Raw genomic sequence first — 26,246 nt, 5'->3', positions numbered from 1 at the left:
TTCGATCAGGGCTTTTTTGCAGCTGTTACCGCTCAATCACAACCCATTGGCGGCCTTGAACTCGCGACGGCGACGGTGCAGCACTGGCTCGGTGTAGCCGTTCGGCTGCTTCGTGCCTTCGATCACCAGCTCGACCGCCGCCTGGAAGGCGATGTTGCTGTCGAAGTCTGGCGCCAGCGGGCGATACAGCGGGTCGCTGGCGTTCTGGCGATCCACCACCGGTGCCATGCGCTTGAGGCTTTCCATCACCTGGTCCTGGGTGACGATGCCGTGGCGCAGCCAGTTGGCGATGTGCTGGCTGGAGATACGCAGCGTTGCACGGTCTTCCATCAAGCCGATGTCGTTGATGTCCGGCACCTTGGAGCAGCCGACGCCCTGGTCGATCCAACGCACCACGTAGCCAAGGATGCCCTGGGCGTTGTTGTCCAGTTCGTTTTTGATCTGCTCCGGTGTCCAGTTCGGGTTGACGGCCAGCGGGATGCTCAGGATGTCATCCACCGACGCGCGGGCGCGCTTGGCCAGTTCGGCCTGGCGGGCGAACACGTCGACCTTGTGGTAATGCAGCGCGTGCAGCGCGGCGGCGGTCGGTGACGGCACCCAGGCAGTGTTGGCGCCGGCCATCGGGTGAGCGATTTTCTGCTCAAGCATCGCCGCCATCAGGTCCGGCATCGCCCACATGCCCTTGCCGATTTGCGCGCGACCTTGCAGGCCGGTGCTCAAGCCGATGTCGACGTTCCAGTTTTCATACGCGCCGATCCACTTCTCGGCTTTCATGTCGGCCTTGCGCACCATCGGGCCGGCTTCCATGGAGGTGTGGATCTCGTCACCGGTACGGTCGAGGAAGCCCGTATTGATGAACACCACGCGCTCGCTGGCGGCCTTGATGCAGGCCTTGAGGTTGACCGTGGTGCGGCGCTCCTCGTCCATGATCCCGACCTTGAGGGTGTTGCGCGGCAGGTTCAGCACATCTTCGACGCGGCCGAACAGCTCGTTGGTGAATGCGGCTTCTTCCGGGCCGTGCATCTTCGGCTTGACGATGTACACCGAGCCGGTGCGGCTGTTGCGGCGCGAGGTGTTGCCGTTGAGGCTGTGGACCGCTGCCAGGCTGGTGACCAGGCCATCGAGGATGCCTTCCGGCACTTCGTTGCCGTCCTTGTCCAGGAGCGCGTCGATGGTCATCAGATGGCCAACGTTGCGCACGAATAGCAGTGAACGGCCGTGCAGCGTCACGCTCGAGCCGTCGACGGCGGTGTAGACGCGGTCAGGATTCATGGTGCGGGTGAACGTCTGGCCGCCCTTGGCGACTTCTTCAGCCAGGTCGCCTTTCATCAGGCCGAGCCAGTTGCGGTAGATCACCACTTTGTCAGCGGCATCGACGGCGGCGACCGAGTCTTCGCAGTCCATGATGGTGGTCAGCGCGGCTTCCATCAGGATGTCCTTGACACCGGCGGCGTCGGTCTGGCCGACCGGGGTGCTGGCATCGATCTGGATTTCGAAGTGCAGGCCGTTGTGTTTCAACAGTACGGTGGTCGGTGCCGAGGCATCGCCCTGGAAGCCGATCAACTGGGCATCGTCACGCAGGCCGCTGTTGCTGCCGCCCTTGAGGGTGACCACCAGCTTGCCGTCGACGATTTTGTAGGCAGTGGAGTCCACGTGGGAGCCAGCGGCCAGCGGCGCGGCTTCGTCGAGGAAGGCGCGGGCGAAGGCGATGACCTTGTCGCCACGGACCTTGTTGTAGCCTTTGCCTTTTTCCGCGCCGTCGGCTTCGCTGATGGCATCGGTGCCGTACAACGCGTCGTACAACGAACCCCAGCGGGCGTTGGAGGCGTTGAGGGCGAAGCGGGCATTCATCACCGGCACCACCAGTTGCGGGCCGGCCATGCGGGCGATTTCGTCATCGACGTTTTGAGTCGTGGCCTGGAAGTCCGCCGCTTCTGGCAGCAGGTATCCAATGTCTTGCAGGAAGGCTTTGTAAGCCACGGCATCGTGGGCCTGGCCGGCACGGGCCTGGTGCCAGGCGTCGATCCGCGCCTGGAAGTCGTCGCGTTTGGCGAGTAGGGCTTTGTTCTTCGGAGCCAGGTCATGGATGACCTTGTCGGCACCGGCCCAGAATGCGTCGGCGGTGAGGCCGGTTCCGGGAATGGCTTCGTTATTCACGAAGTCGAACAGGACTTTGGCGACCTGCAGGCCACCGACTTGAACGTGTTCAGTCATTGCTTGCCTCACTCTGCTCAGCTATTTCGCTTTTCAGCTCTTCGATTTTGACAATGAAGCCTCGGGACATTTAAACCACAAACCCCTGGACCAGTACATGCCATCGCTGGCGGCTGGGTGATCAAGCCTTGCTGACGGGGCTTTACAGGGATGCGACCTGCCTGGGCAGACATCGGTAAAACAGCATGCGCTACCGTTATGTAGTGCACGCTGCGGCATACTACATGATCAGTTGCGCTTGTGAAAATTAGACTAATTGCGTCGTTCTGCGACCGACCAAAGCAGTACAGTCACAGCGCGGAACGGGATGTTCTCAAAAAACAGATGGATTGTTCCAGATAAATCTCAATAACTGTACACATTCATTTGAATATGGCTCCGCCTCCGTCGCGGGCAGCCTTGCCTATACTGTCTTTTCCATCCATCACAGGGCTGCGTCATGGACCATCTCGTCATCACCATTTTCGCCCCAGATAAACCTGGGCAGGTCGAGCGAATCGCCCAATGCATCGCCGAGCATGGCGGAAACTGGCTAGAGAGCCGCATGTCTCACCTCGCCGGGCAGTTTGCTGGAATCCTGCGTCTGAGCGCTCCGGCCGAATCCCATGAAGAGCTGATCGAAGCCCTGCAAGGCCTTTCGGCCCACGGCATTCGAGTGTTGATCGCTGAGAATGCGATCGAAGAGTCTTGCACCTGGAAACCTATCGCGATGGAACTGGTTGGCAATGACCGTCCGGGTATCGTGCGCGATATCACCCGCCTGCTAAGCGAGCAGGGCGTAAACGTCGAGCGCTTGATCACTCATGTCCGACCCGCGCCCATGAGCAGCGAGCTGCTGTTTCATGCCGAGGCGATCCTTGGCGTGCCGTTGACCCTGTCGTTGGACACGTTGCAGGAATGCCTGGAAACCCTGGCTGATGAATTGATGGTCGAGTTGAAACTCAGCGACGAAACATGACGCGGGTTATCCAAGGAAAAACTGCGCCTGCCTGTGGATAACCTGTAGAGACCCGTCGCCAGCCCAGGCCGGTAGGGCCTTAGCGGGTAATGGTCAAAAAATCACCAGTTTTCAACGGCTTGTGCACAAACGGCGGGGATCACGCTGTGGATAACCTTGGGAGCGATGAGCGCAGGCCACGCTGGGCGTGGCCTGTAGAGATGTGTACGTTTTTTGATCAGCTGCGGCGGCGCATGCCGACCACGGCGTCGATGCTGTACACCGCCAGGCCGGCCCAGATGAATAGGAATGCCACCAGCGTGCTGGAGGACAAGTGTTCATCGAACAGCAGCACAGCGAGCAGCAGCACGAGGGTCGGGGCGATGTACTGCAAGAAACCCAACGTGGTGTACGGCAGGTGTCGCGCCGCGGCGTTGAAGCACACCAGCGGCACCAGCGTTACCGGACCGGCCGCCACCAGCCACCACGCTTCGGAAGTGGTCCAGAACGCGGCTTGGGCGCTGGTGGCGGTCGGGTTGAAGAGCAGCCAGGCGATGGCGATCGGTACCAGCATCCAGGTTTCCACCACCAGCCCGGGCAAGGCCTTGACCGGCGCTTGCTTGCGGATCAGCCCGTAGAAGCCGAAAGTCAGCGCCAGCACCAGCGACACCCACGGCAGGCTGCCCACTTGCCAGACCTGCTGGGCCACGCCGACCGCCGCCAATCCTACCGCCAGCCATTGCATGCGCCGCAGCCGCTCACCGAGGATCAACATGCCCAGCAACACGTTGACCAGCGGATTGATGTAGTAACCCAGGCTGGCTTCGAGCATTCGCCCGTTGTTCACAGCCCAGACATAGGTCAGCCAGTTGGCGGCGATCAGCGTGCCGCTCAGGGCCAGGATCGCCAGGCGCCGCGGATTGTCCCGTAACTCCCGCCACCAGCCCGGGTGTTTCCAGACCATCAGCAAAGCCGCGCCGAACAGGGCGGACCAGAGCACTCGGTGGATGATGATTTCCACCGACGGGACGCTGGCGATGGCTTTGAAATAGATCGGGAAAAGACCCCAGATGATGTAGGCACTCAGGCCCAGGATGTACCCGCGACGCGGGTTGGCGGCTTGCATGCAGAATCCTTGCTTAGGCAGCTAACAAAGGAGTGATTGTATGGAGATTCTTCTGGTTTTGCTGTGAACCTTGCTAGGACGTAGTTCCACCGCAGGCCCCTACAGGGATTTGCGGTGGCTGTTGGAACCGAACCCAATCAGAACAACTTCAATGGCTCTTCATTCAGCGCCGCCAGTTGCTCGCGCAACGCCAACACCTGGTCACCCCAATAACGCTCGCTGCCAAACCACGGGAAGCTGCGGGGAAATGCCGGGTCATCCCAGCGGCGAGCCAGCCAGGCGCTGTAATGCATCAGGCGCAGGGCGCGCAGGGGTTCGATCAGCGCCAGTTCGCGCGGGTCGAAGTCATGGAATTCCTGGTAACCGTCCATCAATTCCGATAGCTGCCCCAGGCACTCCTGGCGATCACCCGCGAGCATCATCCACAAATCCTGAACCGCCGGGCCCATGCGGCAATCGTCCAGGTCGACGATGTGGAACACCTCGTCCCGGCACATCATGTTTCCGGGATGGCAATCACCATGCATGCGAATGTTCCGGTGCGGCGTGGCGGCGTAGGCATCTTCGACACGCTTGAGCAGATCCCTGGCCACCGACTCGTAGGCGGGTAGCAGGCTGGTGGGGACGAAACCACTGTTCAACACCGTTTCCAGAGAGTCATGGCCGAAATTCTTCACGCCCAGTGCTTCACGGTGCTCGAACGGTCGGGTGGCTCCAATCGCATGCAGGCGCCCGAGCAGTTGGCCCAGGCGATAGAGCTGATCGAGATTGCCCGGCTCCGGTGCCCGGCCACCTCGACGGGGAAACAGGGTGAAACGAAACCCGGCATGCTCATGCAGGCTGGCACCGTTGTGGATCAGCGGCGCCACCACCGGCACTTCGTGGTCAGCCAGTTCGAAGGTAAACCGGTGCTCTTCCAGGATGGCTTCGTTGGTCCAGCGCTGCGGACGATAAAACTTGGCGATCAACGGCTCGGCATCTTCGATGCCCACTTGATATACGCGGTTTTCATAGCTGTTGAGCGCCAGCACCCGGGCGTCGCTGAGGAAGCCGATGCTTTCGACGGCATCCAGGACCAGGTCGGGCGTGAGGGTTTCGAACGGATGGGACATGCTGACTCCTGCGCAGCGGCAGGGCTGCCGCGTCCGGCCCAGCATGGTAGCGCAGACGGAGGCAGATAGGTGGTGGCTGTGGTGGCTGTACTGAAGCTATCGCGAGCAAGCTCGCTCCCACATGGATAGACGGTACGCCGAAGATCCACTGTGGGAGCGAGCTTGCTCGCGATGAGGCCCAATCAGGCGCCGATGACTCCGCCATCTTCCCGGGTAATCACCATCACCGAAGAGCGCGGCTTGCCGTTGGGCAGGTGCTCAGGGAAGGTCGAGCCACCGCTAGGATGCTGGATCCCGACGAACAGGGTCTTGTAGTCCGGCGCGAAGCTGATACCGGTGACTTCGCAGCCTACCGGCCCGACCATGAAGCGACGGATTTCGCCGCTGTTGGGGTCGGCGCAAAGCATCTGGTTGTTGCCCATGCCCGCGAAGTCGCCCGCGTTGCTCGAGTCTCCGTCGGTCTGGATCCACAACCGCCCGGCCTTGTCGAAGCCCAGGCCATCGGGGCTGTTGAACATGTTTTGCGGGTTGATGTTGGACGACCCGGCTTTCGGCGTGCCGGCGTGTACCGTCGGGTTGCCGGCGACCACGAACAGGTCCCAGTCGAAGGTCTTGGAAGCATGGTCGTCGCGGTCGGTGCGCCAGCGCAGGATCTGCCCGTAGACGTTCTTGGCCCGAGGGTTCGGCCCATCCACCGGCTGGCCAGCTTCGCCGCGCTTGGAGTTGTTGGTCAGGGTGCAATAGACCTGGCCGTCCTTGGGGCTGACCACGATCCACTCCGGACGGTCCATGCGTGTGGCGCCCACGGCCGTGGCGGCCAGGCGTGCATGGATCAACACCTCGGCCTGATCAGCGAAACCGCTGCTGGCGTCGATGCCGTTCTTGCCATGGGTCAGTTCGATCCATTGGCCTTTGCCTTTGGGGTGGTCCGGGTTGCCGTCGCCGGCATCGAAGCGCGCCACATACAACGTGCCGTGGTCCAGCAGGTTGCGGTTGGCCTTGGCGTTGCGATGGTTGATGCGCTCGCGGCTGACGAACTTGTAGATGAACTCGCCACGTTCGTCGTCGCCCATGTACACCACGGCACGACCGTCGTTGGTTTGTGCCAGGGCCGCGTTTTCATGTTTGAAACGCCCCAGGGCGGTGCGTTTTACCGGGGTGGATTCTGGATCGAACGGATCGATTTCCACCACCCAGCCGTGGCGATTGAGTTCGTTGGGGTTCTTCGCCAGGTCAAAACGCGGGTCGTGCAAGTGCCAGTTGATTTCACTGCTGGTGACGGTGGCACCATAGCGTTTCTGTGCCGCGTCGAATTGCAGGTCCGCCTTGCTGCTGCCGAAGCAGTCAGTGAAGTTTTCTTCGCAGGTCAGGTAGGTGCCCCACGGGGTCATGCCGTTGGCACAGTTCTGGAAAGTGCCGAGCACTTTCTTGCCACTCTTGTCGGCACTGGTCTTCAGCAGGTCGTGCCCGGCTGCCGGGCCACGCAGGCGAATCGGCGTGTTGCCATGGATCCTGCGGTTGTAACGCGAGTCCTGGACGAACTGCCACTGGCCGCGACGGCGCTGGATTTCGATCACCGACACGCCTTCGCTGGCCTGAGCCTTGCGCACGTCTTCGGCCGATTGCGGCTGGCCACCGTGAGGGAACAGGTATTGGTAGTTGGTGTATTCGTTGTTGATTGCCAACAGCGCCCGGTTTTTGTCACCGGGGAATTCGAACAGGCTCATGCCGTCGTTGTTGTCGCCAAACTGCACTTCCTGTGCACGGGCGGTGCCATTGCCGCTGGGGTCGAACGCCGGTGCATTTTTCTTCAGTGGCTGGCCCCAACTGATCAGCACCGAGGCCTTGTAGCCTGGCGGCAAGGTAATGGTGTCGGCGGTGGAGGCAGCAATGCTGTTGAAGCCCAGCATGCTTTTGTTGCCTTCACTCACGGCGGCGGCCATGACGCTGCGGCTCAGCAGGTTGCCGCCCAGGAACATCGCCGCGCCGCACAAGGCGCCCGCACCGATGAAGCGGCGACGGCTCAGGCCGACGATCTTTTCCAGGTCGGTGGATTGGTTTTCTTCTAATAGGCTCATCATCAGGCTCCCTGCTGGTTTTGGCAGTCACCTTAAAGCGGGTCGATGAAGATTATGTTTCAGCGCTCTACAGCGGTGTGCCGAGCAGCACATTTGTCGAAGAAAACCGCACCTGCACCGCTGAACCTGCGGCCAGGTTTCGTTCCGCCAATTGAAGAGGGGCGGCAAGTGCGCAAAGGGTCTGGCCGTTTGGCAGGCCGATACGCACTTCGCTGGGGCCGTCCTCGGCAATCGCAATGTGTTCGATGATTCCCTGGAGGTTATTGGTCGACGAATCCTCCGGCTGATCGGCGGGGTACAGCTCCAGCCAGCCGGCCTTGATGAGGGCGACCACCTCGGTGCCGATCTCCAATTCCAGGCGCAATGTACTGTCTTGGGTGATCTGCGCTTCGATGACCAGGCCGCGGGCCAGCTCCAGGCGCACATAATCATTGTGGCCCTGGGCTGTGATGGCCAAGACTTTGCCATGCAATTGGTTTCGGGCGCTGGTGCGCAGCATCAGGCGACTGAGCAAGCCCAGGTCGCCAGCGTCCTCGCTGGCTTCCAGAAGTTGCGCCTGCAAGGTTTGCAGGCGCTGGTAAAGACGCAACACGCGCAAGCCTTCCTCCGACAGCTTTGCGCCACCTCCGCCCTTGCCGCCAACGCTGCGCTCGACCAGTGGCCGTTCCGCCAGGTTATTCAACTCATCGATCGCATCCCATGCTCCCTTGTAGCTCAGCCCGGCGCTCTTGGCAGCCCGGGTGATCGAGCCCTGTTCGGCAATGTGCTGCAACAGCGCAATGCGTTGTGGTCGGCGGACGATGTGCTGGGTCAGCAGTGTAGGCAATGACATGACAAGAGCTGCGCAAGGATTTGATGCCTGGACGTTGGCGCCTCGGCCGCTGCCCGTCAAGCCGGGTCGCCGGGTTTCGGCGTTCGAGCCAGGCAATACACATCGACCCGGGCGGCGCCAGCGTCTAGCAGCAGGCGTGCAAGCGTCTGGGCCGTCGCGCCTGTGGTGAGCACATCGTCCACCAGCGCCAGGTGACGGTTTCGCAAGGTGGCGCCAGGCGCCAGGGCGAAGGCGTGGCGCAGGTTTCGACGTCTTGCCGGGGCGTCGAGAGCTTGTTGCGCAGGCGTGTCCTGGACGCGTTGCAGCAGGTTCTCTTCGCAAGGGATTCCCAGCGGCCCGCTGAGCCAGCGGGCCAGCAATGTCGCCTGGTTGAACCCGCGCTGGCGCAGTCGTCGAGCCGCCAATGGCACCGGCACCAGCGCATCGGGTCGCTCCAGCCCTTCATCAAAATGATGCTGGACCGACTGCGCCAACAGTTCGCCGAGCAAGCGTCCAAGCGGCCACTTCGCCTGATGCTTGAAGTGGGTGACCAGGGTGTCCACCGGGAAGTCATAGATCCACGGCGCCACGACCCGTTCGAAGGCCGGAAGACGCGACGCACATTGGCCGCAGCGAAGTGCGGGCGTGGGCAGCGGAACTGCACAGACGCTGCACTGATCGCCGAGCCAAGGCAGTTCGCTTTCGCACGGCGTGCAGATGGGTTGCGGTGTGTCGGTGGACTCACCGCATAAAAGGCAGGGTTGTTTGTTTTTTGACCAGATGTAAACCGGTAGTTTGTATCGTGGTTGACAGCGCATGACTCTTCCTTAAATATGCCGAACATCCGTGTCGCGCCTGTGGGTATTCGATTCCCAAGGCGCCAGCCAAGCATAATCAAGGAAATGCCCATGAGCGCCAGCACCACTGCCAACCTGCGTCATGACTGGTCTTTGGCCGAAGTCAAAGCACTCTTCGTTCAGCCATTCAATGACCTGCTGTTCCAGGCGCAGACCGTGCACCGCGCGCACTTCGACGCCAATCGCGTCCAGGTTTCCACGCTGCTGTCGATCAAGACCGGCGCTTGCCCGGAAGATTGCAAATATTGTCCGCAGTCCGGCCACTACAACACCGGGCTGGAAAAAGAGAAGTTATTGGAAGTGCAGAAGGTCCTCGAAGAGGCCGCGCGCGCCAAGGCCATCGGTTCGACCCGGTTCTGCATGGGCGCGGCGTGGAAGCACCCGTCGGCCAAGGACATGCCTTACGTGCTGGAGATGGTCAAGGGCGTGAAGGCCATGGGCTTGGAAACCTGCATGACCTTGGGTCGCCTCGACCAGGAGCAGACCGAAGCACTGGCCCAGGCCGGCCTGGATTACTACAACCACAACCTCGACACCTCGCCTGAGTTCTACGGCAGCATCATCACCACGCGCACCTACAGCGAGCGCCTGCAAACCCTGGCCTACGTGCGCGACTCGGGGATGAAGATCTGCTCCGGCGGCATCCTGGGCATGGGCGAGTCCCTGGACGACCGCGCCAATCTGTTGATCCAACTGGCGAACCTGCCGGAGCACCCGGAATCGGTGCCGATCAACATGCTGGTGAAGGTCGCCGGCACGCCGCTGGAGAATGCCGAGGACGTCGATCCGTTCGATTTCATCCGCATGCTCGCCGTGGCGCGGATCCTGATGCCTAAGTCTCACGTACGCCTCTCCGCCGGCCGCGAAGCGATGAACGAGCAGATGCAGGCCCTGGCGTTTTTCGCCGGCGCGAACTCGATTTTCTACGGCGATAAGCTGCTGACCACCGCCAACCCGCAAGCCGACAAGGACATGCAGTTGTTCGCGCGCCTGGGCATCCAGCCCGAAGCCCGCGAAGAGCATGCCGATGAAGTGCACCAGGCGGCAATCGAACAGGCGCTGGTGGAGCAGAAGAGCAGCGAGCAGTTCTATAACGCGGCTGTTTGATCGCTCGCCAGTTCTCCTGATTGGAATGCAAGACACTGTGGGAGCGAGCTTGCTCGCGATGCGGTATTACAGTCGACCGAAATGTTGAATGTGATGGCCTCATCGTCGGATCGCCGCTCGGAGCAAACTCGCGCTCACAGTAGATCTCATTCGGTTTTTCAATAGCGGTTCACCCCGAGGCCTGCATGCCCTTCGATCTCGCCGCACGCCTGGCTGCCCGTCGTGCCGACAATCTCTATCGCCAGCGCCCGCTGCTCGAAAGCCCCCAAGGGCCGGAAGTGGTGGTGGACGGCCAGCCGTTGTTGGCATTCTGCAACAACGATTACCTGGGCCTGGCCAATCATCCGCAGGTGATAGAGGCCTGGCGCGCCGGTGCTACGCGTTGGGGCGTTGGCGGCGGGGCGTCTCATCTGGTGGTCGGCCACAGCGGGCCGCATCACGCCTTGGAGGAAGCCCTGGCCGAGCTGACGGGGCGTCCTCGGGCGTTGCTGTTCACCACGGGTTACATGGCCAACCTTGGCGCGGTCACGGCGCTGGTGGGGCAGGGCGATACGGTGCTGGAAGATCGCCTTAACCACGCCTCGCTGCTCGACGCCGGGCTGCTATCCGGCGCGCGTTTCAATCGCTACCTGCACAATGACCCCCGAAGCCTGGCCCAACGCTTGGAAAAAGCCGTGGGCGACACCCTGGTGGTCACCGATGGGGTGTTCAGCATGGATGGCGACATCGCCGACCTGCCGGCCCTCGCCCGTGAAGCCAAGGCCAAGGGCGCCTGGCTGATGGTCGACGATGCCCACGGTTTCGGCACGTTGGGCGTTACTGGTGGCGGTGTCGTCGAACATTTCGGCATGAGCCAGGAAGACGTGCCCGTGCTGGTTGGCACGCTGGGCAAGGCCTTTGGAACCGCCGGCGCGTTTGTGGCAGGCAGTGAAGAACTGATCGAAAGCCTGATCCAGTTCGCGCGTCCCTACATTTACACCACCAGCCAACCGCCAGCACTGGCCTGCGCGACCCTCAAGAGCCTGGAACTGCTGCGCAGCGAACATTGGCGACGAGAGCATTTGCAGCGGCTGATCCGTCAGTTCCGCCAAGGCGCCGAGCAGATCGGGTTGCAACTGATGGACAGTTTCACGCCGATCCAGCCGATCCTGATTGGCGATGCGGGGCGGGCCATGCGCTTGTCGCAGATGTTGCGTGAGCGCGGGCTGATGGTCACGGCAATCCGTCCGCCCACCGTGCCGGCCGGCAGCGCCCGCCTGCGGGTCACCTTGACGGCCGCACACAGCGAAGCCCAGGTGCAGCTATTGTTAAACGCACTCTCCGAGTGTTGTGCCCTGTTGGGACCGGAGCCAAGCCATGCGTGACCGACTGATCCTGTTGCCCGGTTGGGGTTTGGGTGTTTCTCCGCTGGAGCCCCTGGCGGCGGCACTGCAAGGGCTCGACGAACACTTGCGCGTGGAGGTCGAGCCGCTGCCGGCATTGCTGTCGAGCGATCCTGATGAGTGGCTCGACGAATTGGACGCCACCGTGCCTCAGGACGCCTGGCTCGGCGGCTGGTCCTTGGGCGGCATGTTGGCCTCGGCATTGGCGGCGCGTCGGGGCGAGCGCTGTTGCGGCTTGCTGACTTTGGCCAGTAATCCGTCTTTCGTCGCACAAGAACAATGGCCGAGCGCAATGGCCGGCGAGACCTTCGACGGATTTCTTGCAGGGTGTGCGGCCGACCCACGCCAGACCCTCAAGCGCTTCAGCCTGCTCTGTGCCCAGGGCTGCAGCGACCCGCGCGGGTTGTCACGACTGCTGCTGGCCGGGGCGCCGGGCACTCCGCCGCAAGTATTGATGGCCGGGCTCGAACTGCTCGCGCAATTGGACACTCGCGCCGCGTTGCAGAGTTTTCGTGGTCCGCAACTGCATCTGTTTGCCGGGCTCGACGCCTTGGTGCCGGCCGAGGCGGCGGGCGAGTTGCTGGCGTTGCTGCCGGATGTCGAAATCGGTCTGATCGAACAGGCCGGCCACGGATTCCTTCTGGAGGACCCGCACGGTGTAGCGGCGGCGATCCAGGCTTTTTTGCATGAGTCCGGTGATGACTGATTTGTCTCTTCCCCATTTGCCCGGCGCCTTGCCCGACAAGCGCCAGGTAGCGGCTTCGTTTTCCCGGGCGGCAGCCAGCTATGACAGCGTGGCCGAATTACAGCGCGACGTCGGCCAGCAACTGCTTGACCGCCTACCGCCTTCGTTCATGCCGCAACGTTGGCTGGACCTGGGTTGTGGCACCGGCCACTTCACCCGCGCGTTGGGTGCTCGTTTCGGCGAAGACAGCGGCCTGGCGCTGGATATCGCCGAAGGCATGCTCCTCCATGCCCGCCCCCAAGGCGGTGCTGCGCACTTCATCGCTGGAGACGCGGAGCGTTTGCCTTTGCGGTCGGCGAGCTGCGAGCTGGTTTTCTCCAGCCTGGCGGTGCAGTGGTGTGCCGATTTTGCCTCGGTGCTGAGCGAGGCCTGTCGGGTCTTGAAACCGGGGGGAGTGTTTGCCTTCAGCAGTCTCTGCGTGGGCACTTTGTACGAACTGCGCGACAGCTGGCGTCAGGTGGATGGCATGGTGCACGTCAACCGTTTCCGTGGGTTCGAGACGTATCAACAGCTCTGCGCGAATAGCGGACTGAATGTCGTCAGCCTTGAAAACCGGCCCCATGTGTTGCATTACCCTGATGTGCGCAGTCTGACCCACGAATTGAAAGCATTGGGCGCTCATAATCTGAACCCTGGCCGCCCTGGCGGCTTGACGGGCAGGGCGCGGATCCTCGCGCTGGTTGAAGCCTATGAGCAGTTTCGTCAGGCACAAGGGCTGCCGGCGACCTACCAAGTGGTCTATGCCGTATTGGAGAAACCGCTATGAGCCAGGCCTATTTCATTACCGGCACCGACACCGATGTAGGCAAGACCACCGTTGCGGCGGGCCTGCTGCACGCAGCGCGACAAGCCGGCATGAGCACGGCAGCCGGAAAGCCTGTGGCCTCTGGCTGCAACGTGACCCCCAAGGGCCTGCGCAACGCTGATGCCTTGGCGCTGCTGGCCGAATGCTCGGTGCCGTTGACTTATGCACAGGTCAATCCGGTGGCGTTCGAACCGGCCATAGCGCCGCACTTGGCTGCCCGGGAGGCGGGTGTTGCATTGACGGTGCAGTCGCTGCTAAGTCCGATGCGCGAAGTGCTGGCGCTGGGCGCCGATTTCACCTTGATTGAGGGCGCCGGCGGTTGGCGCGTGCCGCTATCAGGCCAGGACAATCTTTCCGACCTGGCAATTGCGTTGGACTTGCCAGTGATCCTGGTGGTGGGCGTGCGCCTGGGGTGTATCAGCCATGCGTTGCTGACCGCCGAGGCTATCGCCCGTGACGGCTTGCCGCTTGCCGGTTGGGTCGCGAACATCATCGACCCGGCCACCTCACGCCTGGAGGAAAACCTCGCAACCCTGGCCGAACGACTTCCAGCGCCTTGCCTGGGCAGGGTGGCGCGAATCCAGAGCGTGACGGCCGAAGCGGTGGCCGGACACCTGCAATTGGATCTGCTCGACTGACATCTCGCCAAGGTTTTGCCTATGACAAGGCACTGTGCCATTAGTGTTTTTGTCGGGCCTTTTGCCTAGCCATCTGATTCAATGGCCGTGTCGACCCTTCAAGAAGACGAGCCTTGCCATGGAAATCTCAGGAAACACCGCGTTCTATGCCGGTCTGAGCACGATTCAGACAGGGCAGAACCGTGTCGATCAGGCCTCCAGCCAGATCGCCAACAACACGATCGAGCGTTCGGTCACCAGCCAGTCGTCCGAAGTCCAGGTCGATCGCTTGCGGTCAGTGGATCGCAGCCAGCAATCAGACCTGGCCAGCAACATGGTCGACTTGGCCCAGGGCAAGTTCCAAGTGCAATTGGGTGTGAACGTTGCCAAGGCATCCGACGAAATGCTCGGTACGTTGATCGATACCTTTGCCTGATCCTGCTCTTCCAGATTTACGAAAACGCCGCGATTATTCGCGGCGTTCTTGTCTCTAACGTCTTATTGCTCAACTAATCTTTTCCTGCGCGCATCGCGGATTCTTCATTGCGATGGATTTTCCGTGAACGACATTTTTTTAGGCTGATGACGAACGGCAAAAGATCGACGCTTGACAAGATTTGGGCGTAAACGTATGTTTCAAACACCTGTTTGACCGCTACAACAATTCGCCGCGGTCATTCATTCCCGGTTACATCAGCAGAGGTTTATCGCTATGCCTGACTACAAGGCCCCCTTGCGTGATATTCGCTTCGTTCGTGACGAACTGCTTGGCTACGAAGCGCATTATCAGAGCCTTCCGGCTTGCCAGGACGCAACTCCGGACATGGTTGACGCCATTCTCGAAGAAGGCGCCAAGTTTTGTGAGCAGGTACTGGCGCCGCTGAATCGCGTGGGTGACCTTGAAGGTTGCACCTGGAGCGAGTCCGGTGTGAAAACCCCGACCGGCTTCAAGGAAGCCTACAAGCAGTTCGTCGAAGGCGGCTGGCCAAGCCTTGCCCACGACGTAGAGCACGGCGGTCAAGGTCTGCCGGAGTCCCTGGGCCTGGCGATCAGCGAGATGGTCGGCGAAGCCAACTGGTCGTGGGGCATGTACCCGGGCCTGTCCCATGGCGCGATGAACACCATTTCGGAGCACGGTACGCCCGAGCAGCAAGAGGCCTACCTGACCAAGTTGGTGTCCGGCGAGTGGACCGGCACCATGTGCCTGACCGAACCACACTGCGGCACCGACCTGGGCATGCTGCGTACCAAGGCCGAGCCTCAGGCTGACGGCTCCTACAAAGTAACCGGCACCAAGATCTTCATTTCGGCTGGCGAACACGACATGGCCGACAACATCGTCCACATCGTGCTGGCACGCCTGCCGGACGCACCGGCTGGCACCAAGGGCATCTCGCTGTTCATCGTGCCAAAATTCCTGCCTAACGCCGATGGCACCGTGGGTCAGCGCAACGCCGTGAGCTGCGGTTCCCTGGAACACAAGATGGGCATCCACGGCAACGCCACCTGCGTGATGAACTTCGACGCGGCCACCGGTTTCCTGATCGGCCCGGCGAACAAAGGCCTGAACTGCATGTTCACCTTCATGAACACCGCACGCTTGGGGACCGCACTGCAAGGCCTGGCCCACGCCGAAATCGGCTTCCAGGGCGGCCTGAAATATGCCCGTGACCGCCTGCAAATGCGCTCCCTGACCGGTCCGAAAGCGCCGGACAAGGCCGCCGACCCGATCATCGTGCACCCTGACGTGCGTCGCATGCTGCTGACCATGAAAGCCTTCGCCGAAGGTAACCGGGCGATGGTCTACTTCACCGCCAAGCAGGTCGACATCGTCAAGTACGGCGTGGATGAAGAAGAGAAGAAGAAAGCTGATGCGCTGCTGGCGTTCATGACCCCGATCGCCAAGGCCTTCATGACCGAAGTCGGCTTTGAGTCGGCCAACCACGGCGTGCAGATCTACGGCGGCCACGGCTTCATTGCCGAGTGGGGCATGGAGCAGAACGTACGCGACAGCCGTATCTCGATGCTGTACGAAGGCACCACGGGTATCCAGGCCTTGGACCTGCTGGGCCGTAAAGTGCTGATGACCCAGGGCGAAGCGCTCAAGGGCTTCACCAAGATCGTCCACAAATTCTGCCAGGGCAACGAAGGCAACGAAGCGGTCAAAGAGTTCGTCGAACCCCTGGCTGCGTTGAACAAGGAATGGGGCGAGCTGACCATGAAGGTCGGCATGGCGGCCATGAAGGATCGCGAAGAAGTCGGCGCCGCGTCGGTCGATTACCTGATGTACTCCGGCTACGCCTGCCTGGCTTACTTCTGGGCCGACATGGCGCGCCTGGCGGCGGAAAAACTCGCAGCCGGCACCAGTGAGGAAGCGTTCTACACGGCCAAGCTGCAGACCGCGCGCTTCTACTTCCAGCGCATCCTGCCGCGCACTCGTACCCATGTGGCAACCATGCTGTCGGGCGCCAACAACCTGATGGACATGAAAGAAGAAGACTTCGCGCTGGGCTACTAAGCCTTAGGCGGTTCTTCACAAGCCGCTGCTTCTTCGGGAGCAGCGGCTTTTTCATGGCTGCCCTAAATGCCCAAAGAGATCGATAGCGGTCCTGAAACAATATTCATCCAACAGAGCCTTAAGAAAACTCCGGCCTCTGCCGTTACAGCGATGGCAGTGTGACATCGGTCACATCTCACGTGCACAATGCCCTCTTTGATCAGTCGGGTCGGAGCTTTACCCTTGCCGCGTTCTTCCGCTGTACGCCTGAGCCATTTCCTACCGTCACTGCTGCTGTTGTTGTCGGGGCTTGCGGCTGCCTACGTCAAGGATCTCAACGTCTTCTTTACCTCCCTGTTCAACGTGCTTCCTACCTTGGTGTTGCTATTGGGCGGGGCGTATTGCGCCGTCTACCGACGTCAACGCGAGCTGTTTCTGATGGTCACGGTGTACATCGCCTACTTCCTCCTGGACACCCAGACCGACTTCTATCGTGATAACGGCAAGGTGCGCGAAGACGCGGCGGTGGTGTTCCATCTCGTCTGCCTGTTGCTGCCGCTGCTGTTCGGGTTGTTCGCGGCGTGGCAGGAGCGCACCCACCTGTTCCAGGACATGGTGGCGCGGTTCGCGGTGTTGCTGGTTTTCGGCAGCGTGGCGCTGGCCTTGGAGCAAAGTTTTCCGCAGGCGTTGCTGTTGTGGCTGTCGGAGATCCGCTGGCCCGCGTTGCATGGCACCTGGATGAGCCTGATCCAGTTGTCCTACCCAATGTTCGCCGCCGCATTCCTGCTCCTGGCCTGGCAATACTGGCGCAACCCCCGGCCGCTGCACGCGGCGCAATTGGTGGGGCTGCTCGGGTTGTTCTGGATGCTGCCGAAAACCTTCATCCTGCCATTCACCCTGAATATCATGTGCAGCCAGGTGATGTTGATGATTGCCGCGGCGGTCGCCCACGAGGCGTATCAAATGGCCTTTCGTGACGAACTCACCGGCCTGCCGGGGCGTCGTGCATTGAATGAACGCATGCAGCGCCTGGGTCGCAATTATGTGTTGGCGATGAGCGACGTGGACCATTTCAAGAAGTTCAACGACACCCATGGCCACGATGTCGGTGACCAAGTGCTGCGCCTGGTGGCCAGCAAGCTGTCGAAGATCGGCGGTGGCGGCAGGGCGTATCGCTATGGCGGCGAGGAATTCGCCCTGGTGTTCGCGGGCAAGACCATCGATGAGTGCATGCCCCATCTGGAAATCATCCGCCAGTCCATCGAGACCTACGCGATTCAACTGCGTAACCCCGACAGCCGTCCCCAGGACGATCAACAAGGTCGCCAGCGTAGGGCCGGCGCTGGGGCCTCCAGCGTATCGGTGACCGTCAGCATCGGCGTGGCCGAGCGCATCGAGCAGCGTACGCCCGAAGAGGTGCTCAAATCAGCGGACCAAGCGCTCTATAACGCCAAGGGCGCGGGGCGAAACTGTGTGATCGCCTATGGACAGAATCGTCGCGGCGCAGTGCGCATGGAAGCCGCCGCGGGTTGAGTGATGATGGCGCATTCAGCGCCTGGACTGTGATTGTGGGCCACGATGGCCGGCAGTAGGTTGGAATGAATCTGCTACCGGAGAAAACCACCATGCCCGAGTACAAAGCTCCGCTGCGCGACATGCGCTTTCTGATCGACCACGTCTTCGATTTCCATGGCCGCTATGCCGAACTGGGTGCCAGCGATGCCAGCCCGGACATGGTCAGCGCCATTCTGGAGGAAGGCGCTCGGTTCTGTGAGAACGTGCTGGCGCCTCTCAATCGCCCGGGTGATGAAGAGGGTTGCCATTTCGACAACGGCGTGGTGACGACGCCTGCTGGCTTCAAGCAGGCGTTTGCTCAATACGTGGAAGGCGGCTGGCACGGCCTGGCGGCGGACCCGGCGTACGGCGGCCAGGGCCTGCCCAGTTCCCTGGGCCTGGTTATCAGCGAGATGATTGGTTCTAGCAACACGTCCTGGGGCATGTACCCCGGGCTGACCCACGGTGCGATGTCGGCCATCCACGCCCACGGGACGGAGGAGCAGAAGCAGACCTACCTCAGCAAACTCACCGCAGGCCAGTGGACCGGCACCATGTGCCTGACCGAAGCCCACTGTGGCACTGACCTTGGCATCATCAAGACCCGCGCCGTGCCCCAGGCCGACGGCAGCTACGCGGTGACCGGCAGCAAGATCTTCATCAGCGCCGGCGAGCACGACATGAGCGACAACATCATTCATCTGGTGCTCGCCAAACTGCCGGATGCGCCCGCCGGGACCAAGGGCATCTCGCTGTTCATCGTGCCAAAGTTCCTTCCTGACGCCGCGGGTGAGGCCGGAGAGCGCAACGGCGTTTCCTGCGGGTCGATCGAGCACAAGATGGGTATCAAGGCTTCGGCTACCTGCGTGCTGAACTTCGACGGTGCCAAGGGCTTCCTGATCGGCGAGGCGAACAAGGGCCTCAACTGCATGTTCACAATGATGAACCATGCCCGCCTCGGCACGGGCATGCAGGGACTTTGCCTGGGCGAGGCGAGTTTCCAGGGGGCGATCAAGTACGCCAACGATCGTTTGCAGATGCGCTCGCTGACCGGCCCCAAGGCGCCGGAAAAAGCCGCCGACCCGATCATTGTTCACCCTGATGTGCGCAGGATGCTGCTGACGATGAAGGCCTTCAACGAAGGCAACCGGGCGCTGACGTATTTCACTGCGCAATTGCTCGACACCGCGCACCTGAGCCGCGACGAAACCGCCCGTCAGGAAGCTGAAGACCTGTTGGCCTTCCTCACGCCAATTTGCAAAGCCTTCATGACCGACACGGGGCTGGAGGTGACCAACCACGGCATGCAGGTTTTCGGCGGCCACGGTTTTATCCGCGAGTGGGGTATGGAGCAACTGGTGCGCGATTGTCGGATCGCGCCGATCTACGAAGGCACCAATGGTATCCAGGCCTTGGACTTGCTGGGACGCAAGGTGCTGGGCAGCCAAGGCAAGTTACTGCGCGGGTTCACCAAAATCGTCCATAAGTTCTGCGCCGCCAACGCCGGGCATCCGCAGCTCCAGGGATACATTGCGCAACTGGACGGGCTCAACCAGCAATGGGGCGAACTGACGGCCCAGGTCGGCATGGCTGCCATGAAAAATCCCGACGAGGTGGGCGCTGCCTCGGTGGATTACCTGATGTACAGCGGCTATATCATCCTGGCTTACCTGTGGTTGCGCATGGCGTTGGTGGCCCAGGCGCAACTCGACGGTGGCGACGGCGACGCGGATTTTTGCCGGGCGAAGCTGGTGACCTGTGAGTTTTACTTCAAGCGTCTGCTACCGCGCACGGCCAGTCATCAGGCTGCAATCGAGGCGGGAAGCGAATGCCTGATGAAGTTGCCGGCGGAGTTGTTTGCGCTTTGATGGGCTCAAACACCCTCCTGGTCACGATAGACACCCAAGCTTTGTCGGTGACTAAAAATAACAAAACAGTCATGGGTTGACCCTATGTGTCGCAAAAGTTGTTGGGGTACACTCTGGACCATTGCGAAACCGCTTTCCTACGAACCAATTGTTTAGATCTTGCGAGGTTTGCCATGGCTGACTACAAAGCGCCCCTGCGCGATATGCGCTTCGTCCTCAATGAAGTGTTCGAGGTCGCAAAACTCTGGGCCCAATTGCCGGCGCTGGCCGATACCGTAGACGCTGAAACTGTCGAAGCGATCCTGGAGGAGGCCGGCAAGGTCACCAGCAAGAGCGTCGCGCCCCTCAGCCGCGCGGCTGACGAAGAAGGTTGCCACTGGGCTGACGGCGCCGTGGCGACTCCGGCAGGTTTCCCTCAGGCCTATAAGACCTATGCCGAAGGCGGATGGGTGGGTGTCGGCGGAGATCCGGCGTACGGTGGCATGGGCATGCCCAAGGCTGTTTCGGCCCAGGTCGAGGAAATGGTCAACTCCGCCAGCCTCTCCTTTGGCCTGTACCCGATGCTGACCGCCGGCGCCTGCCTGTCGATCAATGCCCACGCCAGCGAAGAATTGAAGGCCGCATACCTGCCGAACATGTATGCCGGCGTCTGGGCCGGTTCGATGTGCCTGACCGAGCCGCACGCCGGCACCGACTTGGGGATCATCCGGACCAAGGCTGAACCTCAGGCCGACGGTTCCTACAAAGTCAGCGGCACGAAGATTTTCATCACCGGCGGCGAGCACGACCTCACCGAAAACATCATCCACCTCGTGCTGGCAAAACTGCCGGACGCACCGGCCGGCCCGAAAGGCATCTCGTTGTTCCTGGTGCCGAAGTTCATGGTCAATGCCGACGGCAGCCTGGGCGCGCGAAACGCAGCCAACTGCGGTTCGATCGAGCACAAGATGGGTATCCAGGCGTCCGCCACCTGCGTGATGAACTTCGACGAGGCCGTAGGTTATCTGGTCGGCGAGCCGAACAAAGGCCTGGCGGCGATGTTCACCATGATGAATTACGAGCGCCTGGGCGTTGGTATCCAGGGCCTGGCCACCGGCGAGCGCTCCTACCAGAACGCCATCGAATACGCCCGCGACCGCCTGCAAAGCCGTTCGCCGACCGGCGCGCAGAACAAGGACAAGATCGCCGACCCGATCATCGTCCACCCTGACGTGCGCCGTATGCTGCTGACCATGAAAGCCTCTAACGAAGGTGGCCGCGCTTTTTCCACCTACGTGGCGATGCAACTGGATACCGCGAAGTTCAGCGAAGAACCCGCCACCCGCAAGCGTGCGGAAGACCTGGTCGCGCTGCTGACGCCAGTGGCAAAGGCTTTCCTCACCGACCTGGGCCTGGAAACCACCGTCCATGGCCAGCAGATTTTTGGCGGTCACGGTTACATCCGCGAATGGGGCCAGGAGCAACTGGTGCGCGATGTGCGCATTACCCAGATCTACGAAGGCACCAACGGTATCCAGGCGCTGGACCTGGTGGGGCGCAAGATTGTCGGTAGTGGCGGGGCGTTCTATAAATTGTTCGCCGATGAAATACGCCATTTCACCGCCACGGCAGGCAGCGAATTGTCGGAGTTCACCAAGCCATTGAACGATGCCGTCGGCACGCTGGACGAACTGACCGAGTGGCTGCTTGATCGATCGAAAAGCAACCCGAACGAAATCGGCGCGGCTTCGGTGGAATACTTGCAAGCGTTCGGCTACACCGCTTATGCCTACATGTGGGCATTGATGGCCCGGGCGGCCTTGGGCAAGGAAAGCCAGGATGATTTCTACGCGGGCAAGCTGGGCACGGCGCGGTTCTACTTCGCTCGCCTGTTGCCACGGATCCATTCCTTGAGCGCTTCGGTGAAGGCAGGCAGTGAGTCGCTGTTCCTGCTGGAGCCGGGCCAGTTTTGAATCAGGTCGTCGTGTAAGCAAATGCTTACATGACGTGCTGGCGATTTCCCTCTATCGGCCAATTGGATCCACGGCTAATCTAGCTTCCATGGACGTAGCGCAGGACGCGCAAAAGTAACAACACGGACACGTAGGATTCTGCCAGGAAGGCGGAGTGAAATGGATGTCAGGGAAACAGTCTGCAAAGCCCCGCTTCGGCGGGGTTTTCTTTTGCCCGCGTTTTTTTCCACGCAAGGCCTTTGTCCCTTTCGCCGCCTCTCGATGGCCCGCACTGAACCGTGACGAGTGGTCAGGTGTCCATGAGCTATATGGCAATATGGCCATCGTCAAACAGGGAGTCATCCATGGATTTCATTCGCATCATCATCGCCATCCTCCTGCCGCCACTGGGCGTGTTCCTGCAAGTTGGTTTCGGCGGGGCTTTCTGGCTGAATATTTTGCTGACGCTGTTGGGTTATATCCCCGGCATCGTGCATGCGGTGTACATCATCGCCAAGCGCTGAAGTCTGCAGATAGAGGATTGCCCCTGTGGTGAGGACGCTTGCTCCCGCTCGATTGCGCAGCAATCGCAAAGCCTGGGGCCGCTCCGCGACCCAGCGGGAGCAAGCTCCCTCGCCACAAAAGCTCGCCGCTTTTATAAGCTAGCCTCCATTACCTTTCGATAAAACAACCACTCATGCTCCAGCGCATGGGCCTGGTTCACCGCCTTGCGAAAGCCGTGGCGCTCGTCCGAGTAGTAGTGCGCCTCGACTGGAACCCCGTTGTCTTTCAAGGCCTCGACCATATCGCGGGTCTGCTGCGGCACGACCACGGCATCCAGCTCGCCTTGGAAAAATATCATCGGCGCGCGGATCCGGTCGGCGTGAAGCAACGGAGTGCGGGCCCTGTAGCGCTCGGCATCCACTTGCGGGTCGCCGATCAGCCAGTCCAGGTAGTCGCCTTCGAACTTGTGCGTCGCGCGCCCCAGGGCAACGGGGTCGCTGACCCCGTAGAGGCTGGCGCCGGCACGGAACACATCCCGGAACGCCAAGGCGCAAAGGGTCGTGTAACCACCGGCGCTGCCGCCGCGAATGAACGCAAGGCGGCCATCGATCAGGCCCCGCTCGTCCAGATACGCAACGACGGCGCAGGCATCCTCGACATCTACCACGCCCCAATTCAGATGCAATGCCTGACGATAGGCCCGGCCATAGCCGCTGCTGCCACGATAATTGAGATCGGCCACGGCAAAGCCGCGCTGGGTCCAGTATTGGATGCGCGGGTCAAACATGGGGTAGCAGGCCGACGTCGGCCCGCCATGGATGAACACCACCAGCGGCGGTTTAGCCTTGGCGTCCATGGCGGGATAAAAGAACCCGTGGGCTTCACTTGAAGCAACGGGGTAGCGCAGGGTCTGTGGGTGGCTGATCTGTTCGGCGGATAGCGGTGCAATGCCGCCAGCCAGCACGGCGATGTGGTGGCTTTGTCGTTCGATGGCAATGACCGCCGACGGGCTGGTTGGCGAGCCGGCAATGGCATAGATGAAACGCTCATCTTGCGCCAGGCTGCGAAAGCGGCTGTAGGTTTCGGCAAAATCTTCGGTTGCGTCGCCATGGCGCAGGCCCAGCCGACCAAAACCCGCCTCGGTCCAGCTTGCCAGGAAAGTCTCTCCGTCGATGGGCAGCCAGGTACAACCGCCTAGTTGCCAGGGCGCGGGGGCGTGGTCGGCTTCGGCGGCAGCCAACGGCCTCAGGACGCCTGCATCCTCTCCCCAGGGCTGCCAGTAGCCACCTCGATCGGTCAGGCAATAAAGACGATTGGAAGCATCGAAGCGCGGTTGCTGGATCGACTCCTCCGCACCATGACCGGCCACGCAGACCGGTTTGCCCCAGCCTGCATCGTTGCGCTCGGCGAGCATCAGCCGCGTGGCTGTCCAGGGCTGGTGCGGGCGACTCCACTCGATCCAGGCGAGACGCTTCTGATCCGGACTCAGGATCGGCGCAGCGTAGAAGTCCGCGCCTTCGGCCAATACGCATCGTTGACGATCGGCCAGCCCGATCGACACCAGGCGATGCTCATTGGCGTGTTCTTCCACCGCCAGCACATGCCCTGGGGAAAAATTCAGGTCGCCATATCGACAGTCGCCCGAGGTCAGCGCCACGGGGCGACCTGTGTCCAGCGACTGGTGATACACCTGCTGGTCGGCCTCGTTGACAAACAGCACGCCGTCATCGCTCAGGCAGAACGCCCCGCCGCCATACTCATAGACCCGGCTGCGTACGCTGAAGCCGTCCGGGGTCAGGCAATGGATCTCGCCATCTCGCCGATGCCAGATCCGGCAGGCGCCGTCCGCGGGGCGGTATTCATTCCAGAACAGGCCCAGGGGCCCGAGTTGCAGTTCGGCAAAGTCGATGCCTGCCGCGACAGCCTGTGCGGCGCTGAGCGGATCAGCCTTTAACGATGAGGCGTGAGTTTCGTTCATTGCGAAAGGCCAATTGCTCGATGGTTTGCGTGGCATGCTCGGCGTCTTCGCGAGCCTGCAGAATCATCCCGTGGTGTTCGGATTTGCTGCACACCGGGTCGGCATTGCTGGCGTCGCCCGTGAGCATGAACGCCTGGCAACGGCAGCCGCCAAAGTCCTTTTCCTTCTCATCGCACGAGCGGCAGGGCTCGGGCATCCAGTCATAACCGCGGAAGCGGTTGAAGCCGAACGAGTCGTACCAGATGTGCTGCATGCTGTGGTCGCGCACATTCGGAAACCGCACTGGCATCTGCCGGGCGCCGTGACAGGGCAGGGCCGTGCCGTCCGGTGTGACGGTCAGGAAAATGCTGCCCCAGCCGTTCATGCAGGCTTTGGGGCGTTCCTCATAGTAATCCGGGGTCACGAAGATCAACTTGCACGGGTTGCCTTCGGCCTCAAGCTTGGCCCGGTACTCATTGGTAATGCGCTCGGCACGCACCAGTTGTTCCCGGGTGGGTAGCAGGCCGACGCGGTTGAGGTGTGCCCAGCCGTAGAACTGGCACGTGGCGAGTTCGACGAAGTCGGCTTCCAGGGCGATGCACAGCTCGATGATGCGGTCGATCTTGTCGATGTTGTGCCGATGGGTGACGAAGTTCAGCACCATCGGATAACCATGGGCTTTCACTGCCCGGGCCATTTCCAGTTTTTGCGCGAAGGCTTTCTTCGAGCCGGCGAGCAGGTTGTTCACCTGCTCGTCGCTGGCCTGGAAACTGATCTGGATGTGGTCCAGGCCAGCCTTCTTGAAGTCGCTGATCTTCTGTTCGGTCAAGCCGATGCCGGAGGTAATCAGATTGGTGTAGAAACCCAGCCTGCGCGCCTCGCCAATCAGCTCCGCCAGGTCCTGGCGCACCAGCGGCTCACCGCCGGAAAAGCCCAGCTGCGCGGCGCCCATTTCTCGCGCTTCGCGGAACACCTTGAACCACTGCTCGGTACTCAGTTCCTTGCCTTGCTCGGCAAAGTCCAGCGGATTGGAGCAGTACGGGCATTGCAGCGGGCAGCGATAGGTCAGCTCGGCCAGCAGCCACAGCGGCAGGCCAACGGCGGGCTTTTCAGGCAAGGGTGATCCAGTGCTCAGCACGGGCGACCTCCATGAATTGCTCGATGTCGTCACCGAGCTCAGGCACACCGGGAAATTGTTTGTCCAGTTCAGCGATGATTGCCGCGACATCGCGCTCGCCATCGATCAGGCCACCGATCAGCGCCGCGCTGTCGTTCAGCTTGATCATGCCTTCAGGATAGAGCAGCACGTGGCCTTTCTGGGCCGGTTCGTACTGGAAGCGATAGCCAGGGCGCCAGTTGGGTTTTTTACGGCGATCGAAACTCATAACGCGATTCCTTTGTGCCAGACCCGTTGGTCAGTCACGGTGTGATAGGGCGGGCGGTTCAGTTCGTAGGCCATGCTCATGGCGTCGAGCATGCTCCAGAGAATATCCAGTTTGAACTGGAGGATCTCCAGCATGCGCTCCTGGCCTGCCCGAGTGGTGTAGTGCTGCAAGGTGATCGCCAACCCATGTTCCACGTCACGCCGGGCCTGGCCCAGGCGAGTGCGGAAGTACTCGTAGCCGGTCGGGTCGATCCACGGATAATGCTGCGGCCAGCTATCCAGGCGCGATTGATGGATCTGCGGGGCGAACAGCTCGGTCAGTGAGCTGCTGGCGGCTTCCTGCCAACTGGCCCGGCGGGCGAAGTTGACGTAGGCGTCTACGGCGAAGCGCACGCCCGGCAGCACCAGTTCCTGGGAACGCAACTGGTCGGGGTCCAGGCCCACCGCCTGGCCCAGCCGCAGCCAGGCTTCGATGCCGCCATCTTCACCGGGTGCGCCGTCATGGTCGAGCAGGCGCTGGATCCACTCGCGGCGGATCTCCCGGTCCGGGCAATTGCCCAGGATCGCGGCGTCCTTGAGTGGGATGTTCACTTGATAATAGAAGCGGTTCGCGACCCAGCCCTGGATCTGCTCGCGAGTGGCACGGCCTTCGTACATCGCCACGTGGTACGGGTGATGGATATGGTAGAAGGCGCCCTTGGCGCGCAAGGCTGCTTCAAATTCTGCGGTGGTCAATGGCGTGTCAGTCATTTCGGGCCCT

General features: G+C 61.4%; 22 protein-coding genes. 12 read left to right on the top strand and 10 right to left on the bottom strand.

Features of this window, described 5'->3' with window-relative positions; translation table 11 throughout:
- Window positions 1-36: 36 nt before the first annotated feature.
- On the bottom strand, window positions 37-2,214 hold the full coding sequence (locus J3P79_RS24605; protein ID WP_434606308.1) for a malate synthase G: 2,178 nt from the start codon (window positions 2,212-2,214) through the stop codon (window positions 37-39).
- Between the two features lie 439 nt (window positions 2,215-2,653).
- Between J3P79_RS24605 and J3P79_RS24600 the strand changes: the two genes are divergently transcribed.
- Window positions 2,654-3,172 (top strand): glycine cleavage system protein R, encoded by a 519-nt coding sequence (locus J3P79_RS24600; protein WP_434606305.1) that lies wholly within the window; start codon window positions 2,654-2,656, stop codon window positions 3,170-3,172.
- A gap of 217 nt (window positions 3,173-3,389) precedes the next feature.
- Here the strand turns inward: J3P79_RS24600 and rarD are convergent, their stop codons facing one another.
- The 5 genes from rarD to J3P79_RS24575 form a co-directional block, all read right to left on the bottom strand.
- Complete coding sequence (gene rarD / locus J3P79_RS24595) at window positions 3,390-4,277, bottom strand: EamA family transporter RarD (RefSeq protein ID WP_434606303.1); 888 nt, start codon at window positions 4,275-4,277, stop codon at window positions 3,390-3,392.
- 137 nt (window positions 4,278-4,414) lie between these two features.
- Complete coding sequence (locus J3P79_RS24590; RefSeq protein ID WP_039590683.1) at window positions 4,415-5,389, bottom strand: serine/threonine protein kinase; 975 nt, start codon at window positions 5,387-5,389, stop codon at window positions 4,415-4,417.
- Window positions 5,390-5,571: 182 nt separating this feature from the next.
- On the bottom strand, window positions 5,572-7,467 hold the full coding sequence (locus tag J3P79_RS24585; RefSeq protein ID WP_434606300.1) for a PhoX family protein: 1,896 nt from the start codon (window positions 7,465-7,467) through the stop codon (window positions 5,572-5,574).
- Window positions 7,468-7,534: 67 nt separating this feature from the next.
- Entirely contained in the window at window positions 7,535-8,299 is a 765-nt protein-coding gene (locus tag J3P79_RS24580; RefSeq protein WP_434606297.1) for a TOBE domain-containing protein, read from the bottom strand.
- A 56-nt stretch (window positions 8,300-8,355) separates the two neighbouring features.
- Window positions 8,356-9,096, bottom strand: a complete 741-nt coding sequence (locus J3P79_RS24575) for a double zinc ribbon domain-containing protein (RefSeq protein ID WP_434606295.1) — start codon at window positions 9,094-9,096, stop codon at window positions 8,356-8,358.
- A 90-nt stretch (window positions 9,097-9,186) separates the two neighbouring features.
- Between J3P79_RS24575 and bioB the strand changes: the two genes are divergently transcribed.
- From bioB to J3P79_RS24520, 11 genes are all read left to right on the top strand, one after another.
- Entirely contained in the window at window positions 9,187-10,242 is a 1,056-nt protein-coding gene (bioB, locus tag J3P79_RS24570; protein ID WP_039590691.1) for a biotin synthase BioB, read from the top strand.
- Between the two features lie 185 nt (window positions 10,243-10,427).
- Window positions 10,428-11,606: an 8-amino-7-oxononanoate synthase gene (gene bioF / locus J3P79_RS24565; RefSeq protein ID WP_434606291.1), complete on the top strand. Its 1,179-nt coding sequence runs from the start codon at window positions 10,428-10,430 to the stop codon at window positions 11,604-11,606.
- Complete coding sequence (locus J3P79_RS24560; protein ID WP_434606288.1) at window positions 11,599-12,330, top strand: alpha/beta fold hydrolase; 732 nt, start codon at window positions 11,599-11,601, stop codon at window positions 12,328-12,330. Before bioF ends, J3P79_RS24560 begins: the two co-directional genes overlap by 8 nt.
- Window positions 12,323-13,135 carry a malonyl-ACP O-methyltransferase BioC gene (gene bioC, locus J3P79_RS24555; RefSeq protein WP_434606285.1) on the top strand — a complete coding sequence of 271 codons (813 nt, stop codon included), beginning with the start codon at window positions 12,323-12,325 and terminating at the stop codon, window positions 13,133-13,135. Before J3P79_RS24560 ends, bioC begins: the two co-directional genes overlap by 8 nt.
- Window positions 13,132-13,812, top strand: a complete 681-nt coding sequence (gene bioD / locus J3P79_RS24550) for a dethiobiotin synthase (protein ID WP_434606282.1) — start codon at window positions 13,132-13,134, stop codon at window positions 13,810-13,812. The genes bioC and bioD overlap by 4 nt, the downstream gene beginning before the upstream one ends.
- A 118-nt stretch (window positions 13,813-13,930) precedes the next feature.
- Complete coding sequence (locus tag J3P79_RS24545; RefSeq protein ID WP_039590701.1) at window positions 13,931-14,227, top strand: hypothetical protein; 297 nt, start codon at window positions 13,931-13,933, stop codon at window positions 14,225-14,227.
- Window positions 14,228-14,503: 276 nt separating this feature from the next.
- Window positions 14,504-16,309, top strand: a complete 1,806-nt coding sequence (locus J3P79_RS24540) for a phenylacyl-CoA dehydrogenase (RefSeq protein ID WP_039590703.1) — start codon at window positions 14,504-14,506, stop codon at window positions 16,307-16,309.
- Between the two features lie 222 nt (window positions 16,310-16,531).
- A complete protein-coding gene (locus J3P79_RS24535; protein WP_434606277.1) occupies window positions 16,532-17,821 on the top strand; it encodes a diguanylate cyclase in 1,290 nt (429 codons plus the stop codon).
- A 92-nt stretch (window positions 17,822-17,913) separates the two neighbouring features.
- Window positions 17,914-19,710: an acyl-CoA dehydrogenase C-terminal domain-containing protein gene (locus J3P79_RS24530; protein ID WP_434606275.1), complete on the top strand. Its 1,797-nt coding sequence runs from the start codon at window positions 17,914-17,916 to the stop codon at window positions 19,708-19,710.
- A 173-nt stretch (window positions 19,711-19,883) separates the two neighbouring features.
- Window positions 19,884-21,662 carry an acyl-CoA dehydrogenase C-terminal domain-containing protein gene (locus J3P79_RS24525; RefSeq protein WP_434606273.1) on the top strand — a complete coding sequence of 593 codons (1,779 nt, stop codon included), beginning with the start codon at window positions 19,884-19,886 and terminating at the stop codon, window positions 21,660-21,662.
- A 344-nt stretch (window positions 21,663-22,006) separates the two neighbouring features.
- Entirely contained in the window at window positions 22,007-22,165 is a 159-nt protein-coding gene (locus tag J3P79_RS24520; RefSeq protein ID WP_003177654.1) for a YqaE/Pmp3 family membrane protein, read from the top strand.
- A 131-nt stretch (window positions 22,166-22,296) separates the two neighbouring features.
- Here J3P79_RS24520 and J3P79_RS24515 read toward each other — a convergent pair whose 3' ends face one another.
- From J3P79_RS24515 to pqqC, 4 genes are read right to left on the bottom strand one after another with little or no spacing between them, the layout of a single operon-like run.
- Window positions 22,297-24,123, bottom strand: coding sequence for a prolyl oligopeptidase family serine peptidase (locus tag J3P79_RS24515; RefSeq protein ID WP_434606268.1), 1,827 nt, complete (start codon window positions 24,121-24,123; stop codon window positions 22,297-22,299).
- Window positions 24,089-25,219 carry a pyrroloquinoline quinone biosynthesis protein PqqE gene (gene pqqE / locus J3P79_RS24510; protein ID WP_434611600.1) on the bottom strand — a complete coding sequence of 377 codons (1,131 nt, stop codon included), beginning with the start codon at window positions 25,217-25,219 and terminating at the stop codon, window positions 24,089-24,091. Before pqqE ends, J3P79_RS24515 begins: the two co-directional genes overlap by 35 nt.
- Window positions 25,212-25,487 (bottom strand): pyrroloquinoline quinone biosynthesis peptide chaperone PqqD, encoded by a 276-nt coding sequence (gene pqqD, locus J3P79_RS24505; RefSeq protein ID WP_434606266.1) that lies wholly within the window; start codon window positions 25,485-25,487, stop codon window positions 25,212-25,214. The genes pqqE and pqqD overlap by 8 nt, the downstream gene beginning before the upstream one ends.
- Window positions 25,484-26,236 (bottom strand): pyrroloquinoline-quinone synthase PqqC, encoded by a 753-nt coding sequence (gene pqqC / locus J3P79_RS24500; protein ID WP_434606264.1) that lies wholly within the window; start codon window positions 26,234-26,236, stop codon window positions 25,484-25,486. The genes pqqD and pqqC overlap by 4 nt, the downstream gene beginning before the upstream one ends.
- Between the last annotated feature and the right edge of the window lie 10 nt (window positions 26,237-26,246).

The sequence above is a fragment of the Pseudomonas sp. R1-7 genome, assembly GCF_051132105.1.
In the GTDB taxonomy this organism is placed as follows: Bacteria; Pseudomonadota; Gammaproteobacteria; order Pseudomonadales; family Pseudomonadaceae; genus Aquipseudomonas.
Note: the sequence above shows the minus strand (reverse complement) of the source record. Positions and strands in the feature narration are given on the sequence as shown.